At 71.9% G+C, this 16080-nt stretch carries 19 protein-coding genes; 9 read left to right on the top strand and 10 right to left on the bottom strand.

The window, feature by feature from the left end; all coding sequences use genetic code 11:
• Window positions 1–25: 25 nt before the first annotated feature.
• The 4 genes from Gocc_RS06475 to Gocc_RS06490 all read right to left on the bottom strand — a co-directional run bounded on the left by Gocc_RS06475 (window position 26) and on the right by Gocc_RS06490 (window position 4257).
• Window positions 26–1090, bottom strand: a complete 1065-nt coding sequence (locus Gocc_RS06475; protein ID WP_114795692.1) for a sugar ABC transporter substrate-binding protein — start codon at window positions 1088–1090, stop codon at window positions 26–28.
• Between the two features lie 232 nt (window positions 1091–1322).
• Window positions 1323–2573: an ROK family protein gene (locus tag Gocc_RS06480; RefSeq protein ID WP_114795693.1), complete on the bottom strand. Its 1251-nt coding sequence runs from the start codon at window positions 2571–2573 to the stop codon at window positions 1323–1325.
• 227 nt (window positions 2574–2800) lie between these two features.
• Window positions 2801–3742 (bottom strand): ROK family protein, encoded by a 942-nt coding sequence (locus Gocc_RS06485; protein WP_220150483.1) that lies wholly within the window; start codon window positions 3740–3742, stop codon window positions 2801–2803.
• Window positions 3742–4257 carry a nitroreductase family protein gene (locus Gocc_RS06490; RefSeq protein WP_114795695.1) on the bottom strand — a complete coding sequence of 172 codons (516 nt, stop codon included), beginning with the start codon at window positions 4255–4257 and terminating at the stop codon, window positions 3742–3744. Before Gocc_RS06490 ends, Gocc_RS06485 begins: the two co-directional genes overlap by 1 nt.
• Before the next feature lie 73 nt (window positions 4258–4330).
• Here Gocc_RS06490 and Gocc_RS06495 point away from each other — a divergent pair, with 73 nt between their 5' ends.
• The 4 genes from Gocc_RS06495 to Gocc_RS06510 are packed head-to-tail and all read left to right on the top strand — an operon-like array spanning window position 4331 to window position 6526.
• On the top strand, window positions 4331–4552 hold the full coding sequence (locus Gocc_RS06495) for a hypothetical protein (protein ID WP_114795696.1): 222 nt from the start codon (window positions 4331–4333) through the stop codon (window positions 4550–4552).
• Complete coding sequence (locus Gocc_RS06500) at window positions 4539–4931, top strand: nuclear transport factor 2 family protein (protein ID WP_114795697.1); 393 nt, start codon at window positions 4539–4541, stop codon at window positions 4929–4931. The genes Gocc_RS06495 and Gocc_RS06500 overlap by 14 nt, the downstream gene beginning before the upstream one ends.
• A gap of 54 nt (window positions 4932–4985) precedes the next feature.
• Entirely contained in the window at window positions 4986–5867 is an 882-nt protein-coding gene (locus Gocc_RS06505) for a DMT family transporter (protein ID WP_114795698.1), read from the top strand.
• Window positions 5864–6526, top strand: a complete 663-nt coding sequence (locus Gocc_RS06510) for a GntR family transcriptional regulator (protein WP_114795699.1) — start codon at window positions 5864–5866, stop codon at window positions 6524–6526. Before Gocc_RS06505 ends, Gocc_RS06510 begins: the two co-directional genes overlap by 4 nt.
• Window positions 6527–6581: 55 nt before the next feature.
• Here Gocc_RS06510 and Gocc_RS06515 read toward each other — a convergent pair whose 3' ends face one another.
• On the bottom strand, window positions 6582–7307 hold the full coding sequence (locus Gocc_RS06515) for a GntR family transcriptional regulator (RefSeq protein ID WP_114795700.1): 726 nt from the start codon (window positions 7305–7307) through the stop codon (window positions 6582–6584).
• Between the two features lie 149 nt (window positions 7308–7456).
• Here Gocc_RS06515 and aceA point away from each other — a divergent pair, with 149 nt between their 5' ends.
• The 4 genes from aceA to aceB all read left to right on the top strand — a co-directional run bounded on the left by aceA (window position 7457) and on the right by aceB (window position 10663).
• Complete coding sequence (gene aceA / locus Gocc_RS06520) at window positions 7457–8704, top strand: isocitrate lyase (protein WP_114795701.1); 1248 nt, start codon at window positions 7457–7459, stop codon at window positions 8702–8704.
• Window positions 8701–8934: a hypothetical protein gene (locus tag Gocc_RS06525; protein ID WP_114795702.1), complete on the top strand. Its 234-nt coding sequence runs from the start codon at window positions 8701–8703 to the stop codon at window positions 8932–8934. Before aceA ends, Gocc_RS06525 begins: the two co-directional genes overlap by 4 nt.
• Before the next feature lies 1 nt (window position 8935).
• Window positions 8936–9088 (top strand): hypothetical protein, encoded by a 153-nt coding sequence (locus Gocc_RS16065; protein WP_181813430.1) that lies wholly within the window; start codon window positions 8936–8938, stop codon window positions 9086–9088.
• A gap of 75 nt (window positions 9089–9163) precedes the next feature.
• Window positions 9164–10663 (top strand): malate synthase A, encoded by a 1500-nt coding sequence (aceB, locus tag Gocc_RS06530; RefSeq protein WP_114795703.1) that lies wholly within the window; start codon window positions 9164–9166, stop codon window positions 10661–10663.
• A 150-nt stretch (window positions 10664–10813) separates the two neighbouring features.
• On the opposite strand, the gene Gocc_RS06535 is transcribed toward aceB, so the two are convergent.
• The 5 genes from Gocc_RS06535 to Gocc_RS06555 all read right to left on the bottom strand — a co-directional run bounded on the left by Gocc_RS06535 (window position 10814) and on the right by Gocc_RS06555 (window position 15593).
• Entirely contained in the window at window positions 10814–11251 is a 438-nt protein-coding gene (locus Gocc_RS06535; RefSeq protein WP_114795704.1) for a type II toxin-antitoxin system VapC family toxin, read from the bottom strand.
• Window positions 11248–11511 (bottom strand): ribbon-helix-helix domain-containing protein, encoded by a 264-nt coding sequence (locus tag Gocc_RS06540; RefSeq protein ID WP_114795705.1) that lies wholly within the window; start codon window positions 11509–11511, stop codon window positions 11248–11250. Before Gocc_RS06540 ends, Gocc_RS06535 begins: the two co-directional genes overlap by 4 nt.
• A 231-nt stretch (window positions 11512–11742) precedes the next feature.
• Window positions 11743–12711: a zinc-binding dehydrogenase gene (locus Gocc_RS06545; protein ID WP_114795706.1), complete on the bottom strand. Its 969-nt coding sequence runs from the start codon at window positions 12709–12711 to the stop codon at window positions 11743–11745.
• A gap of 131 nt (window positions 12712–12842) precedes the next feature.
• On the bottom strand, window positions 12843–13964 hold the full coding sequence (locus tag Gocc_RS06550) for an amidase (RefSeq protein WP_114795707.1): 1122 nt from the start codon (window positions 13962–13964) through the stop codon (window positions 12843–12845).
• Window positions 13965–14126: 162 nt separating this feature from the next.
• A complete protein-coding gene (locus tag Gocc_RS06555; protein WP_114795708.1) occupies window positions 14127–15593 on the bottom strand; it encodes an NAD-dependent succinate-semialdehyde dehydrogenase in 1467 nt (488 codons plus the stop codon).
• Between the two features lie 113 nt (window positions 15594–15706).
• Here Gocc_RS06555 and Gocc_RS06560 point away from each other — a divergent pair, with 113 nt between their 5' ends.
• A complete protein-coding gene (locus Gocc_RS06560) occupies window positions 15707–16075 on the top strand; it encodes a cupin domain-containing protein (protein ID WP_181813431.1) in 369 nt (122 codons plus the stop codon).
• The last annotated feature ends 5 nt before the right edge of the window (window positions 16076–16080 follow it).

The raw sequence follows: 16080 nt of genomic DNA on the forward strand, positions 1-16080 counted from the left end.
GCTCTCGTGGCCTGCTACGTCCTCTCTACTTGCAGAACTTCGCGAACTCGCCCACGCAGACGTCGCCCCTCTTCAGGTACTTGGCCGTGAAGAGGATCTTGTAGTTCGCCTTCGTGATCGCCTGCGGCGGGATGATGTAGGCGGGCAGCGTCTTGCTGCCGTTCTTCACCGTCCCCGTGGTCTTGGGCTTCTGGCCCTTGGCCAGGGCGACGGCCGCGTTCGCCGAGGCGGTCGCGAGCTTCCGGGTGTCCTTCCAGACGGTCATCGTCTGCCACCCGGAGATGATGTTCTGCACGCCCTGCGGCGTCGCGTCCTGCCCGCTCAGCGGGATCGGCTTCAGCTTGCGAGCCTTGAGCGCGACGACGACCGCGTTGGCGAGACCGTCGTTCGCGGCGGCGACCGCATCGATCTTGTTGTTCGTCTTCACGAGCATCTGCTCGAAGATCGTCCCCGCCTTCTGGTTGTCCCAGCCCGGGACGAACTGGTCCGGCCCCTTGACGAAGGTGCCGTTCTTGTACAGCGGCTTGAGGATCGAGTCGTAGCCGCCCTTGAAGAGGTAGGAGTTGTTGTCGGTCTGACCGCCGTTCAGCTCGGCGACGACCGGCTTCTTGCCGTACATGCCGTTTGCCTTGAGTCCCGCGACGACGCCCTTGCCCTGCAGGACGCCGACGGCGCGCCCGTCGAAGGAGATGTAGATCGCCGCGTTGCCGCCGATGACCTGGCGGTCGTACTCGATCACCTTCGCGCCGGCGCTGGCGGCGGCCTTCTCGATCGCGATCGAGGAGCCGGCGTCGAGCGAGACGAGGATGACGACCTTGGCGCCGTTCGCGAGGCACTGGTCGGCCTGCGAGCGCTGCTTCTGGGCGTCACCGTCGGCGTTCGAGATGACGTACGAGACCCCTGCCTTCTTGAACGCCGCGACGAGCGCCGGCCGGTCCTGCGTCTCCCAGCGAACCGACGACTTGGGGTCTGGCAGCAGGACGCAGATGTCGGCGGAAGCCGATGTCTTCGTGCTCGTCGCGAGCGCGGCGGTGACGGACGTCGTGACCGCCAGCACCCCGATCGTGAGAGCGATGATGAGCTTCTTCACTTCTGTTCTCCTCCTGGTCGATCCTGCTTGTACGCAGCGCCCACTAGGCTATAGCGGCACGTCCGCTCAACCAAATCACCGACGCCACAGTTCCGTCGAAAACGATCTCGTCCTCCGCTACGCCACCTCCTCCTCCAGGCACGACGCCGGCCGCCGGCGCGCGAGCGCGGGGAGCGCGGCGACCGCATCGACTCTCGTCACCGGCCGGCCCGACAATCCGGAGCATGCCACCTCAGATCACCGCCCGGCGCGGCGCCTCACGCCGCTCGGCCATGGTCCACGGCGCGGCGAGGACGGAGCGCAGGGTCAGCGCGGCGGCGCCGCGCACGGCGGCGCCCTCGCCGAACTCGGACACGCGCAGCTCGCACCTCGACCACGCGGCCGAGAGGACACGGTCGTCGAGCCCGGCCCGCACCGCGCCTTCGAGCCACGGAGAGAGGGGCCCGAAGCAGCCGCCGAGCACGACCGCGTCGACGTCGAACAGGTTGACGGCGGCGGAGAGCCCGATCCCCAGGTACTGCCCGGCCTCGTCCAGGCTGCTCACGACCTGCGGGTCGCCGGCGCTCGCGCGCCGCACGAGCTCCTCGGTGACGCTGCGCATGCGACCGCCGCCGCCGACGGGAATGCCGGCGCGGCCCGCGATCGCCTCCTGGCCGGCGAACGTCTCGAGGCAGCCGCGGCTGCCGCAGGCGCAGAGCGCTCCGTCCCGGTCGACGGTCATGTGGCCGAACTCGCCGCTGTAGCCGTGGGAGCCGCGGAACAGCTCGCCGTCGATGAAGAGCCCGGCTCCGACGCCAACCTCGCCGAAGATGCAGATGAAGCTGCGCAGGCCCCGCGCCGCACCCTGCCAGTGCTCGGCGAGAGCCGCGAGATTCGCCTCGTTCTCGACGCGTACGGCGCGCGGGCCGACGCGAACGCGGAGCTCGTCGGCGACGGCGATCTCCGACCAGCCGAGATTGGGCGCCCGCAGCAGGGTGCCGGTGCGGACATCGACGAGCCCGGGCAGGGCCACGGCGATCCCGGCCGGCAGTAGGCCGGCACCTTCGGCCGCGTCCAACGCCTGCCGCGCCATTCGCGCGAGGCGGTTGAGCACGGGCGCCGGCGACGAGCGCCTGTTGTCGACGTAGATGCGGCGCTCGTACCGCACCGTCCCGGTCAGATCCTCGACGCAGACGGCGAGGTAGTCGACGTTCACCTCGAGGCCGACCGCGACGACCCGGTCGTGCAGCTCGAGCGTCTGCGCCGGACGGCCGACGCGGCCGGGCCGCTCGTCCTTGCCGGTCTCGCGCAGAAGATCGAGATCGATGAGCTCGGCGACGAGGCTGGAGACGGTGCCGCGTGTGAGCCCGGTCTCGGCGGCGATCCGCGCCCGCGAGCGGGGGCCGCCGCGCGCGACGTGCTGCAGGACGACGCCGAGGTTCGCGTGGCGTACGGTGGTCTGGTCGGCACGGGTCGAGCCCGAGCGGGTGCGCTCGAAGCTCATGCGCGCTGCCGCGGGAAAGGGGATGTCAGCATCGACGAGGTCAACCCACCGTTGGGTTTGTATGGCGGGCGAGCAAACTAAATACCTTCGTTTCGCGGCTGTCAACGTCCGCCGGCGAGCCGGAGGGCGGGCGCGCCCCGCCCGTCCACTCGTGCTCGCTGATCGCGGACGCCCACCTCGCCCTCCTGCTCGAGCTCGCCCACCGTGAGCTGCGCATCGCAGCTCTGTCACGGGGCGATCAGGCTGGCGCCGATGGCGCCACCGAGGTCGCCGAGCTCGGCCAGGCGGTAGGCGGGCGGCTCGCGGAAGAACGTGTGCGCGCGCGCCGCGTGCTCGATCCGCTGCAGCCACTCGGGCCCGAGCCGCTCGCCGAGGCCGCCGCCGACGACGACGGCTTCCACGTCGAGCAGCGTGACGGCGGAGCCGATGCCGACGCCGAGCGCCTGGACGGCACGCTCGATCAGCTCCTCGGCGACCGTGTCGCCTGCCTGGAGGGCGCGCAGCCAGACGCCGCTCGTCAGCCTGTCCCGGCCGCGCTTCTCCATGATCTCGCACAGCACCGTCTTGCGCTCCTTCGCGAGCTCGCGCGCCCGCTCCTCGAGCGCGCCACGCCCCGCATACGCCTCGACGCAGCCGTCGAGGCCGCAGTTGCAGCGGCGCCCGCCCGGCTTCGCGCAGACATGGCCGATCTCGCCCGCGGAGCCGCGGCCGGCGAGCATCCTCCCGTCCATGACGATGCCGCCGCCGACGCCCGTGCCCCAGAACACGCCGAGGAACGAGTCGAAGCCGCGCCCGGCGCCGAAGCGCCGCTCGGCCTCGACGGCGACGTTGACGTCGTTGCCGACCGCAACCGGGCGGCCGATCTCCTCCGCGAGCGCCGGCCCGAGCGGGAACGGCGCCTCCCAGCCCTCGATGTTCGCGACCTGTACGACGACGCCGGTGTCCGGCTCGATGCTCCCGGGCGCGCCGACGCCGACACCGGAGAGCCCCATCGGCTCGACACCGGCATCGTCGAGAGCCGCGCGCAGCGCTTCGGCGAGCTCGAGCACGATCGCCTCCGGGCCACCCGAGCGGGGCGTCTCGCGCCGGGCGCGTCCGAGCACCAGGGCCGTGCCGTCGCTGACGACGGCCTGGATCTTCGTGCCGCCCAGGTCGACGCCGCCCTTCATCATCGCAACCTGCGCACGATCTCGTCGAGCGGCTTGCGGTTCGCGCGCGCGCTCCAGGAAGCGGCGTCGAGAGACTCCGGGTCGCGCGCACGCTCCGGTACGCCGAAGGAGAGGACGATCGCCGGCACCTCCGAGGCGCCGGCGTCGAGCGCCTCGCGCGCTACGGCCTCGTCCACGATCTGGTTGGGGCAGGAGGCGATCCCGTCCGCCCAGGCGGCGAGCAGCATGCTCTGCGCCGCCCGCCCGGCGTCGAACAGCACCGGCCCCGCGCCGCTGACGAGGATCCCGACCACGAGCCCCGCCGAGAGGACGTTCGCGGGCACGGACACCGCCGTGGAAAGGTGCTCGACGCGATCGCGCGCCTCGGGTACGACGAACAGCCACGGCTGGGCGTTGCGCAGCGACCCGGACAGGCGCCCCGCGTCGAGCAGGCGCGTGACGGTCGCCGCCGGCAGGGGCCCGGGCAGGTAGCGCCGTTCGTCGCGCCGGCTCGCGATCGCGAGGAACGTGTCCACCCGCGTAGCCTAGTCGGCCGCGCTCGGCCGGTCGCGCCCCGGGCGCGCGCTCGGCGCGGTAGCCTGGACGCGAATGGGCGCGACCGCGGATCAGGCGACCGTCAGCCTGCTGCGCTGGCTGCGCCGCCAGCTGCGCCAGCCGACGCCGGAGCGCGAGCGGCTCGAGGCCGCCGTCGCCAACGACGACCCGGCGGAGGCGCGCCGGCTGCTTGCCCGCTACCCGTTCGGCGACGCGCAGCGCGCCCATGTCGAGGGGCTGATCGCCCGCTGGGAGCGCTCGCGTGGGGCGCGCTGAGAACGAGGCGCTCGTGCGCGCCATCTTCGACGCATTCGCGCGCAAGCAGGGGTTCGCGCTGCGCGACGTGTTCGCCGACGACGCCGTCTGGACCGTGCCGGGCAGCGGCACGATGGCCGGCACCTTCCGCGGCCGCGCGGCGATCTTCGCGTTCCTCGGACGTCTGCCGAAGGAGACGGGAGGGACGTACGCGTCGCGGCTGATCGACGTGCTCGCCTCCGACGACCGCGCAGCCGCCCTCTACCGGGCGAGCGGCGAGCGCAACGGCCGGCGCCTCGATCTCGACCAGGTGCTGCTGTTCCGCATCGAGGGCGGGCTCGTGCGCGAAGTGCTGGCGCTGCCGAGCGATCCGGCCGCGTTCGCCGCGTTCTGGGGGTAGCGCAACCCGAGGCAAGCGCGCCCGTGATTGTTCCTTTGTGTAACAATCGGAAGAATGGCCCGCCTCCAGGTGCTCCTCGCCGCCGCCCTCTTCGGCACCACCGGCACGGCGCAGGCGCTCGGGCCGGCGTCCTCCACGCCGCTGACGGTCGGAGCGGGCAGGATCGCCGTCGGCGGCAGCCTTCTCGTGCTGCTCGCGTGGGCGAGCGGCGGTCTCCGTGGCCGCCGGCCGCCGCGCCTCGTGCTCGTCGCGGGCGCGGGTGTCGCGGTCTACCAGCTCGCCTTCTTCCAGGCGGTCGCCGACACCGGCGTCGCGATCGGCGCCATCGTGGCGATCGGCTCGGGACCGGTGTTCGCGGGACTGCTCGAGCGCGTGCTCGACGGCTCGTGGCCCGGCCGCAGCTGGCTCGTGGCGACGATCCTCGCCACGGCCGGGGTGGCGTCGCTGACGCTCTCCTCGGCGGGCGACGCGTCGCTGTCCGCCTCCGGGATCGCGCTCGCGCTCGTCTCGGGCGCGGGCTACGCGACCTACACCGTCGTCGCGAAGCGGCTGCTCCGGCTCGGGCACACGCCGATCGCCGTCATGGGCGCCTCGTTCGGCGCCGGCGCCGTCCTGCTCCTGCCGGTGCTCCTCCTGGGCGGCACGGAGTGGCTGCGGACACCCGGCGGGCTCGCGCTCGTGCTCTATCTCGGCGTCGTCCCGACCGCGCTCGCGTACGTGCTGTTCGCCCGCGGCCTGCAGCGCCTCGACGCCTCCGAGGTGACGACGATCGTGCTCGCGGAGCCGCTCACCGCGACCGTCCTCGGAGCGGTCGTGCTCGACGAGAGGGTCGGCGCCGGCGGAGCGGCCGGTGCCGCGCTCGTGCTCGCCGGGCTCGCCGTGCTCGCCTTCCCCCGGGGCGCGAGGCACGCCGCCGTCGCGCAGGCGCGTCCATGAGCGCGACGCCGCTGCGCCGCCTCTCGGTCGTCGACGAGCTCGCGGCAACGCTGCGCCAGCGCATCCTCGACGCCGACCTGCCCGCCGGCGCAGCCCTGCGCGAGATCGAGCTCGCAGACACCTATGACGTCTCGCGGCACACGCTGCGCGCCGCCTTCCGCACCCTCGCAGCGGAGGGGCTCGTGCGCGTCGAGCCCAACCGGGGCGCGTCCGTCGCCCGCCTCGAGCCCGGCGAGCTGCGGAGCCTGTTCGAGCTTCGTACCGCGCTCGAGCTCGAGGCAGCCCACCTCGCCCTCGAGCGCCACGGAGGACGGCTGCCGTCCGAGGTGCACGGCGCCGTCGACCGGCTCGCGGCGACCTGTCGCCGCAGCCGGCCCTCCTGGCGAGCCGTCGCCGACGCCCACGCCCTCGTCCACGGCGCCATCGTCCGCGCCGCAGAGAGCCCCCGCATCGAGTCCGCCTACGTTCTGCTGGCGACCGAGCTCCGGCTCTTCCTCGTCCAGCTCCGACCCGTGTGGTCACTGCAACGGATGGTCGACCACCACGTGGAGCTCGTCGCCGGCCTCGAGCGCGACGGCACCGACGTGCTGCGCCGACACCTCCGCGACGGCACCGATGCGGTTCTCGCCGGAGCGGCCCGAGCAGCCCGAGACACGTGATCCGTACGAACGCTCTCGCGATGCGCCGCGCCGGAGCAGGGCGCCCACGGCAGCATCAGACGCCCCACCCCGGATCGCGTGAGCCGGCGCCGACGGTTTCGATGACGGCCTCGATGAGGCGCCCCGACGAGAGCACGTGCTCGCGGGCGAGCAGGCGCGCGCCTGCGGCGCTGCCTGCGGCGATCGCCGCCAGGATCGCGCGATGCTGGAGGTCGTTCTTCGCGTACAGGTCGTCGAGCTCGGCGCGCGCGCTCCACACGCGGTCGCCGATGAACGTGCGCCGGGCGCTCTTGGCGAGCCGCTCGACGAGCGGCATCGCGGCGGCCGCGTAGATGACGTCGTGGAAGGCGTAGTTCGCCTGCATCCACTCGACGAACAGCTTCGACTCGCGCGCCTCGCCGCGGCGCGCCTGGTCGCGCAGCTCGAGCGTGAGCTCCGAGAACCGGCGTTCGGCCGCATCGAGGGCGGCGAGGTCGGCGGCGGTCATGCGCGGCGTCGCCACCTCCGTCGCGAGCGCCTCCAGCTCGGCGCGCACGAACGACGCCTCGCGCAGCTCGCCGGGTGAGATCGAGCGCACGCGGACGCCGCGATTCGGCTCGAACGAGACGAGGCCGAGCGCGGCAAGCCGCCGCAGCGCCTCGCGCACCGGCGTGCGGGAGACGTCGAAGCGCTCCGACAGCTGCTCCTGCCGTAGCACGGTGCCGGGCGAGATCGCTCCGCCGACGATCTCGTCCTCGAGAACGCGGGCGATGTCGTCGGCCTTGGTCGAGAGCGTATTCACCGCTGCCGCAGTCTAAGCGAGCGGCAAGCGCATCCCAATTCGGATGTTTGGGATCCGAAAATGGTGCTTGTTGCATGCTTGTGCCGGTGATTGCCTTCATGTAGGATCCGAGAACTGAAAGTCTGGATCCGAAAGGGGAGCGACATCGCATGAGCCCGACCGCCACCATCGAGCGCCCGTACGCCCAGGAAGACGTCGAGCGGCTGCGCGGCTCCGTCACGGTCGAGCACACGCTCGCCCGGCTCGGCGCCGAGCGGCTGCGCCGGCTCCTCGCCGAGGAGGAGTGGGTTCCCGCCCTCGGCGCCATGACGGGCGGCCAGGCCGTGCAGATGGTGAAGGCAGGCTTGAAGGCGATCTACCTCTCGGGCTGGCAGGTCGCGGCCGATGCGAACCTGTCCGGCAACACCTATCCGGACCAGAGCCTCTACCCGGCCAACAGCGCCCCCGCGCTCGTGAAGCGGATCAACAGCGCGCTCCTGCGCGCCGACCAGATCGCGCACGCAGAGGGCGACGACTCGATCCACTGGCTCGCCCCGATCGTCGCCGACGCCGAGGCGGGCTTCGGCGGCGCGCTGAACGCGTACGAGATCATGAGGTCGTTCATCGAGGCCGGCGCGGCGGCGGTGCACTTCGAGGACCAGCTCTCCTCCGAGAAGAAGTGCGGCCACCTCGGCGGCAAGGTGCTCGTGCCGACGGCGCAGCACATCCGTACGCTCGTGGCAGCGCGACTCGCGGCGGACGTCGCCGGCGTGCCGACACTCGTCGTCGCGCGCACCGACGCGCTCGGCGCGAAGCTGCTGACGAGCGACGTCGACGAGCGCGACGCCGCTTTCTGCACCGGCGAGCGCACCGCGGAGGGCTTCTTCCGCGTGCGCGACGGCATCGAGGCGGCGATCGCGCGCGGGCTCGCGTACGCGCCGTACGCCGACCTGATCTGGTGCGAGACCTCCACTCCGGATCTCGCCGAAGCCGAGACGTTCGCGGCGGCGATCCACGAGCGCTACCCCGGCAAGCTCCTCGCCTACAACTGCTCGCCGTCGTTCAACTGGCGCCGCCACCTCACGGACGGCCAGATCGCGGCATTCCAGCGCGATCTCGCGGCGATGGGCTACCGGTTCCAGTTCATCACCCTCGCCGGCTTCCACGCTGTGAACCTGTCGATGTTCGAGCTCGCCCGCGGCTACCGCGACGAGGCGATGCCCGCCTACGTGCGGCTGCAGGAGCGGGAGTTCGCGCTGGAGGACGAGGGGTACACGGCGACCCGCCACCAGCGGGAGGTGGGCGCGGGCTACTTCGACCAGGTGCTCGAGGCGATCACCGGCGGCGTCTCGTCGACGCTGGCGCTGAAGGGATCGACCGAGGAAGAGCAGTTCGACGCTGAAAGGAGCGCGGCATGAGCACGATCTCGATCACCATCCCCCATTTCAAGACCTGCGGGTTCGTGGGCGGCCACTCGCTCGAGCGTTGCGAGGATCCCGGCTGCACGGTCCACGCCGGCGGCCGCGCCGACTGCGGGCGCGTCGCCTGTCCGTCGTGCGGCTTCAGCGGCTCGAACCTGTCCGCGCCGGACGCGCTGGAAGGCCTCGTGCACTGCTCGTGCGGCCACGTCTTCGAGACGGAGCGCTGAGATGGCCGTCGTCGAGCACGAGCCGCGCAGCGCACCCCGCCCGGCCGTGCTTCCGCGGCCGCAGGCGGCGGCGCGGCCGCAGGTCGTCACGCGGGCCGAGACGGCCGAGTGCACGTGTCCGGACGCGTGCGAGCGCGACCACGAGCGGGACTAGCAAGGCGCCTCCACCCCGCGGACGCAGACGCCTCCTCGCGATGGCGGCGTCGCGCATCGGCGATACTCCACCCCCGTGACGACGACAGACAACGTTCTCGACGCCGGCGCAGTCGCGTTCCTGACCGAGCTGCAGCGCACGTTCGGGCCGCGCCGCGCCGCGCTGCTGCAACGGCGCGCAGAGCGGGTCGAGCGACTGGCCGCCGGGGAGCTGCCCGACTTCCTGCCCGAGACGGCCGGCGTTCGCGAGGGCGACTGGCGCGTCGCGCCGTTCCCGGGCGAGATCGCCGACCGGCGCGTCGAGATCACCGGCCCGGTCGACCGCAAGATGGTGATCAACGCGCTCAACTCGGGCGCGCGCGTGTTCATGGCGGACTTCGAGGACGCGAACTCGCCCACGTGGGAGAACTGCATCGAGGGGCAGCGCAACCTCACGGACGCTCTCGAGCGCACGATCTCGCTCGACAGCGGAGAGAAGTCCTACCGGCTCGACGACGAGGTGGCGGTGCTGTTCGTGCGGCCGCGCGGCTGGCACCTCGAGGAGCGGCACTTCACGGTCGACGGCGCCCCCATGTCCGCGTCGCTGTTCGACTTCGGGCTCTACTTCTTCCGCAACCACGAGCGCAACGGCCGCTACTTCTACCTGCCCAAGCTCGAGTCCCACCTCGAGGCGCGGCTGTGGAACGACGTCTTCACGTGGGCGCAGGAGCGGCTCGGCGTCGAGCACGGCTGGATCAAGGCGACGGTGCTGATCGAGACGATCCTCGCCGCCTTCGAGATGGACGAGATCCTCTACGAGCTGCGCGACCACTCCGCCGGCCTCAACGCCGGCCGCTGGGACTACATCTTCAGCGTGATCAAGAAGCTCGGCCACCGGCCCGAGTTCGTGCTGCCCGACCGCTCGGCGGTGACGATGGCGGTGCCGTTCATGCGCTCCTACTGCGAGCTGCTCGTGAAGACCTGCCATCGCCGCGGCGCGCACGCGATGGGCGGCATGGCCGCGTTCATCCCCTCGCGGCGGGACGCCGCCGCCAACGAGATCGCGCTCGCGAAGGTGCGGGAGGACAAGGAGCGCGAGGCCGCGCAGGGGTTCGACGGCACCTGGGTCGCCCACCCCGACCTCGTGCCCGTCGCCTACGAGGCCTTCGACGCCGTGCTCGGCGAGCGCCCCAACCAGATCGAGCGCCGCCGCGACGACGTCGCGGTCAGCGGCGCCGACCTGCTCGCCGTGGCGTCGACGCCTGGGGCGATCACCGAGGAGGGGCTACGGAACAACATCTCCGTGGGAATCCAGTATCTCGCCGCCTGGCTGCGCGGGTCCGGCGCCGTCGCCATCTACAACCTGATGGAGGACGCCGCCACCGCCGAGATCAGCCGCTCGCAGATCTGGCAGTGGCTCCGGCACGGTCGCATCAGCGCCGACGACGTCCTCCGCATCACCGATGAGGTGATGGGCTCACTCGGACCCGGGTACGACGAGGCTCGCGTCATATTCGAGAGCATCGCCACCCGGCCCGACTACGTCGAGTTCCTCACCCTGCCCGCCTACGACCGCCTCACGGCGGCCGGCGCCTGAGAGCGGCCTGCGCCAGCGGCTCCGGTAGGCGCCGCCTGACCGCGATCGGCCGGCGAATCCTGAGGTTGGCATGGGATCGCGTGACGCGTTCACGCTCGGAAGCCACCGCGAGACCGCCCCGCTGCTCCGGCAAGATGATCCCGCGGTGACCTAGAGCCTCGAAGCGAGCGGATTCGACCACCGCAGCCGCGGGAACCGGGCGAAGTCGTTGTCGGCAGAGCACAACTCCGCCCCGTGCTCGATCGCGAGAGCGGCGAGGTGCGCGTCGGAGACGAGGTTGCCGGCCGTGCCGTGCGGCTCGAGCAGCTCGCGGACGAGGAGGAGGTGTCGCTCGCCCGGGGCGATGGTCGTCGCACACGGCTGCGCGAGCCATCCCTGGACGACGTCGAACGCCTCGCCGGGAGTGAACGGGCTCGAGAAGATACGCGACTGAGTCGCGAGCCGAACGAACGCGAGCAGCACGGAGACGGGGAACGCGAACGTCTCGACCCCCGAGAGCTGCCCCTCGAGCCACTCACGGGCCGCGGCGTGCCGGGGGGACGACGAATCGACTGCGTACAGCAGCAGATTGACGTCGCTGAGCCTCACTTGCGGAGCTCGAGCTTGCGCACGATCTCGCCGTCTTCGAGCTCTGCTGCGAGCGCGAGGGCCTTGTCGAGATCGATGCCGGGGCGCAACCCGAGCGGACGGGCGGGCACTTCGTAGGGTCGTGGGGCGGGCTGCGAGCCGTGCCCGAGCCCACGGCGGAGAACGTCGTTGAGCGCCTCGCGAAACGAGACGCCGCGCTCGCGCGCGAGCGCCTTCACCCTTGTCTGGAGCTCTGGATCGATCGTGACCGTCGTGCGCATGAAAGCATCATAGCATCATATTTGATGATGTCATGATGCTTCAGATCTGCCAGATCGAGGCGGAACCGCAACCCTGATCCACGACCGCTGCCCGCAGACGACGAGCGTCGGGCACGTCGGCCAGGGTGGTGCCGGCTCGGCCGTCTCGCTCCGCGCCACCATCACCGCCGCCGCAGCACACTGCCGGCGGGAGCGGCAGCCGGACGTCGTTGCCGCTGCGCCCGATCGTGCTCAGGCGCATGCCAGCACGAGCTTGCCGAAGTGCGAGCCCGACTCCATCCGATCGAGCGCCGACCCGGCTTCGGAAAGCGGGTAGACGGTGTCGACCTCCGGCCGCCACGAGGCCTCGCCGAGCATGCGCAGCAGGCCTGCGAAGTCGCGCGGGCTGCCCATCGTCGTCCCGAGCAGCGAGAGCTGCTGCAGGTAGACAGGGCGCACCTGGAGCTGCACCTCGGCGCCGCCGGTGGCGCCGAAGACGACGGCGCGGCCTCCCGGCCGCAGCGCGCGCAGCGAGTCGTCCCACGTCGAGCCGACGGAATCGACGACGAGGTCGACGCCCCGTCCACCGGCGAGCTCCTTCGCCGCGGCGGCCCAGTCGCCGTCGCCGTAGAGCACGCCGCCGGCGGCGCCGAGCGCGACCGCGCGGTCGATCTTCTCCTGCGACGACGAGGTCACGAGCACGCGGGCGCCTGCCTGCGCGGCGAGCTGCAGCGCGAACGTCGAGACGCCGCTGCCGGCGCCGAGCACGAGCACGGTCTCGCCCGCGCGCAGGCCGCCCCGCGCGAACAGCGCCCGCCATGCCGTCAGCCCGGCGAGCGGGAACGCGGCGGCCTCGTCCCACGACAGGCGCGACGGCCGCGGGTACACGTTCTCCTCGGGGATCGCGATCAGCTCCGCATAGGTGCCGTCGCGCGGGCCGCCGAGGATCTGGAAGTCGGCGCCCGGTGCGTCTTCGGCCTCGCCCCAGTGGAGCGAGGGCAGGATCACGACCTCCTCACCGGTGTCGCGGCGCACGCCGGCGCCGTCGGAGCCGGGAACCACGGGCAGGGGGAACGGGTACACGCCGCGACGCACGAGGATGTCGCGGCGGTTGAGGGCTGCGCGGCGGAGCTCGACGAGCACCTCGCCCGGGCCTGCGACCGGATCGGGAACCGTCTCGTAGACGAGGGCCCCGCCGTCGTGGACGCGTACCGCCTGCACCTCAGCCGCTCACTCCGCCGCCGGCGTCACAGGAGGAGCACTTCGTGTTCTCCGCCATTGCCGTCCGAGACGGTAGCCGCTCGCTCGAGGGGCGTGGGCGGGGAGTCGGTCGGCGCGTCGCCGGGGCATCGTCAGCCGCGCTCCCAGGCGAGTCCCGCGGCGAGCACCGTCTCGTCATGCGGCGCGATGAGCTGCATGTTCCCGATCGCAAGCCCCGCCCAACCGATCAGGTTCACCCAGCGCATGTAGGAGGAGAGAGCGAGCCGGATCTCGAGCTCGTCGCAGTCTTCGGGCGGCAGCTCGACCGCGATGCAGGGACTCACGTACAGGTCGACCGCCGGCACCCAGGCCCGCCAGGCGGCGAGCGCCTCGTAGGCGGCGGCGACGGCAGCCGGGTCGACGTGCTGGGCGGCCTCGAGCTTGGCGCGGACGTTGGCGCCGTAGTCGTCGGCACGCGAAGGGAACGTCGCCCGGTGCTGCTCGGCCGCCTCGTGGAAGAACAGGGGCCAGGTGTTCGCCGCGGGCTCGGGCACGTCGGCTTCGACGACACGGGCGCCGAGACGCTGCAGCCGCTCGGCGTAGCCTTCCGCCTCGTCGCTTGCGGGCGGCCGGTTGCCGTCGCCGACCGAGGGCGCCTGCCGCAGCAGGCCGACGGTGAGCCCGTCGAGCCGCGGCTCCGGAACCGGCTTCCCGCTGAGCACCGACCATGCGACCGCGACCTCGCCCACGCTGCGCGCCATCGGGCCGACCGTGTCGAGCGACGGGCAGAGGGGGAACACGCCCCTGGTCGAGATCGCGCCCCAGCGCGGCTTCAGCCCGACGACCTGGCAGCACGCCGCCGGCAGCCTGACCGAGCAGCCCGTGTCGGTGCCGAGCCCGAGGTCGCACAGGCCCGCGGCGAGAGCCGCGGCGTTGCCCCCGCTCGAGCCGCCGGTCGTACGCCCCGGCCGGGCCGGGTTGCGGACGGTGCCGTACCAGGGATTCTGGCTCGTCACGCCCCATGCGAACTCGTGCAGGTTGGCCTTCCCGACGAGGGTCGCGCCCGCGTCGAGCAGGCGGGCGACCGCGGGGGCCGTCAAGGTCGGAACATGCTCGGCGTAGATCTTCGAGCCGTACGTGGTGCGCACTCCGGCCACATCGATGAGGTCCTTCACGAGCAGGCGCGCGCCGGCGAGCGGGCCGACCGCCTCGGCAGGCGGGCGATCGGAGTCACCGACCCAGGTGATGACCGCGTTGAACGCGTCGTCGGTCACGGCGCCTCCATGACGGGCTCTGCGCCTCCGCGTGCGCGCGCGATGCCGTGCAGCGCAGCACCGACGATCGCGACGTTGCCGTCGAGCCGGACCATCGCCCTGCCCCCTACGGGATCGACGAGAGCACGGTCGGCGTACGACTTCGGTGCTGCCGGGCCATCGCTACAGGGGCTCCCCGATGCCGCCCATGGCGAGGTACTTGAGCTCGACCCAGTCGTCGACGCCGTAGCTCGAGCCCTCGCGGCCGATGCCGGATTCCTTCATGCCGCCGAACGGCGCCACCTCGGACGAGACGAAGCCGGTGTTGATGCCGACGATGCCGTACTCGAGCGCCTCCGACACGCGCCAGGTGCGCCCGAGGTCGCGCGTGTAGAAGTAGGCCGAGAGGCCGTACGGCGTGTCGTTTGCGATCCGCACCGCCTCGGCCTCGGTCGCGAAACGGTTGATGCCGGCGACCGGGCCGAACGTCTCCTCGCAGCTCATCGCCATGTCCATCGTCACGCCGGTCAGCACCGACGGCTGGAAAAACTGGCCCTCGATGCGGCTGCCGCCGAGCAAAAGCTCCGCGCCCGACTCGAGCGCGTTCGCCACATGCCGCTCGACCTTGGCAACGGCCGGCGCGTCGATGAGCGGCCCGACCTGGGCGCCCTCCGTGAAGCCGTCCGCGACCTGCAGCTTCGAGACGGCCTCCGTGAACGCCGCGACGAAGTCGTCGTAGATGCCGTCCTGGACGAGGAAGCGGTTGGCCGAGATGCACGTCTGCCCGGAGTTGCGGAACTTGCACATCAGAGCACCGGCGACAGCCTCGTCGAGGTCGGCGTCGTCGAAGACGATGAAGGGCGCGTTGCCGCCGAGCTCGAGCGACACCTTCTTCACCTGGCCCGCGCACTGGGCCATCAGCAGCTTCCCGACTTCCGTGGAGCCGGTGAAGCCGAGCTTGCGCACGATCGGGTTCGAGGTCATCTCGCCGCCGATCGCGGGTGCGTCGGCCGCGTCGCCGGTGACGATCGAGAACACGCCGGCGGGGACGCCGGCCTCCTCGGCGAGGGCGGCGACGGCGAGCGCCGAGAGCGGCGTCTGCTCCGCCGGCTTCAGCACCATGGTGCAGCCGACGGCGAGCGCCGGTGCGGACTTGCGGGTGGGCATCGCCGAGGGGAAGTTCCACGGCGTGATGCCCGCCGTGACGCCGATCGCTTCCTTGAGGATCACGATGCGGCGGTCGGGCAGGGGCCGAGGGATGACCCCCCCGTCCAGGCGCTTGGCCTCCTCGCCGAACCACTCGTAGAACGAGGCCGCGTACGCGATCTCGGCCTTCGCCTCGGCGAGCGGCTTGCCCTGCTCGCGCACGAGCAGGGCTGCGAGATCGTCGCAGCGCTCCATCATCAGGTCGCCGAGGCGGCGCAGGATGCGCGCGCGCTCCTTGGCCGTGCGGTGCTTCCAGGCGGGCAGCGCACGCTGCGCCGCCTCGATCGCGCGGCGGGTCTCGGCGGCGCCCATCCGCGGCACCTCCGCGATCGTCTCGCCGCTGGCGGGGTCGACGACGGGGAACGTGGCGCCGGAGTCGGCGTCGACCCACCTGCCGTCGATGTACGCGCGGGTCTTGAGGAGGTCGGTCTCGAGGGCAGTCATGACGGGACGATAGCTACTCGCCGGTCGCACGATTCCCGTACTCTAATCGATTATCGATAGAGATGTCGCTTGTGGTGTCATCGACCCTTACGCGGAGTGCGATACTGGTGCCGATGGAGCCGCAGTTCATCCGCTTCGACGACGTCCGGCCGTTCACGCTCGCCGCGGGCGTCGACGGGCGGCCGTTGTTCGGCGACGGTGCCATGGTCAACCTGATCGAGTTCGAGCCGGGCGCCGAGGTGCCGCTGCACAGCCACCCGCACGAGCAGCTCGGCCTCGTTCTGCGCGGCATGCAGGCGCTCGTCGTCGACGGCGTCGCACACGAGCTCGGTCCGATGGAGGGGTACGTGCTCCCCGGACACGTCGAGCACTCCGCCTACTGCGGCCCGGACGGCGCGACCGTGATCGACATCTTCTGCCCGGTGCGGGAGGACTACCGCGAGCGCTGGGCGAGCTCCGCCGGCGACGTCGGGTCACAATGAGGGCG

Source organism: Gaiella occulta (assembly GCF_003351045.1).
GTDB classification, from domain to species: Bacteria; Actinomycetota; Thermoleophilia; order Gaiellales; family Gaiellaceae; genus Gaiella; species Gaiella occulta.

What these genes read in the sequence shown, in the direction of transcription:
- Gocc_RS06480 (WP_114795693.1), bottom strand. Translation starts at nt 2,573, where the DNA reads ATGAGCTTCGAGCGCACCCGCTCGGGCTCGACCCGTGCCGACCAGACC.
- Gocc_RS06485 (WP_220150483.1), bottom strand. Translation starts at nt 3,742, where the DNA reads ATGAAGGGCGGCGTCGACCTGGGCGGCACGAAGATCCAGGCCGTCGTC.
- Gocc_RS06495 (WP_114795696.1), top strand. Translation starts at nt 4,331, where the DNA reads ATGGGCGCGACCGCGGATCAGGCGACCGTCAGCCTGCTGCGCTGGCTG.
- Gocc_RS06505 (WP_114795698.1), top strand. Translation starts at nt 4,986, where the DNA reads ATGGCCCGCCTCCAGGTGCTCCTCGCCGCCGCCCTCTTCGGCACCACC.
- Gocc_RS06510 (WP_114795699.1), top strand. Translation starts at nt 5,864, where the DNA reads ATGAGCGCGACGCCGCTGCGCCGCCTCTCGGTCGTCGACGAGCTCGCG.
- aceA (WP_114795701.1), top strand. Translation starts at nt 7,457, where the DNA reads ATGAGCCCGACCGCCACCATCGAGCGCCCGTACGCCCAGGAAGACGTC.
- Gocc_RS06525 (WP_114795702.1), top strand. Translation starts at nt 8,701, where the DNA reads ATGAGCACGATCTCGATCACCATCCCCCATTTCAAGACCTGCGGGTTC.
- Gocc_RS16065 (WP_181813430.1), top strand. Translation starts at nt 8,936, where the DNA reads ATGGCCGTCGTCGAGCACGAGCCGCGCAGCGCACCCCGCCCGGCCGTG.
- Gocc_RS06540 (WP_114795705.1), bottom strand. Translation starts at nt 11,511, where the DNA reads ATGCGCACGACGGTCACGATCGATCCAGAGCTCCAGACAAGGGTGAAG.
- Gocc_RS06555 (WP_114795708.1), bottom strand. Translation starts at nt 15,593, where the DNA reads ATGACTGCCCTCGAGACCGACCTCCTCAAGACCCGCGCGTACATCGAC.
- Gocc_RS06560 (WP_181813431.1), top strand. Translation starts at nt 15,707, where the DNA reads ATGGAGCCGCAGTTCATCCGCTTCGACGACGTCCGGCCGTTCACGCTC.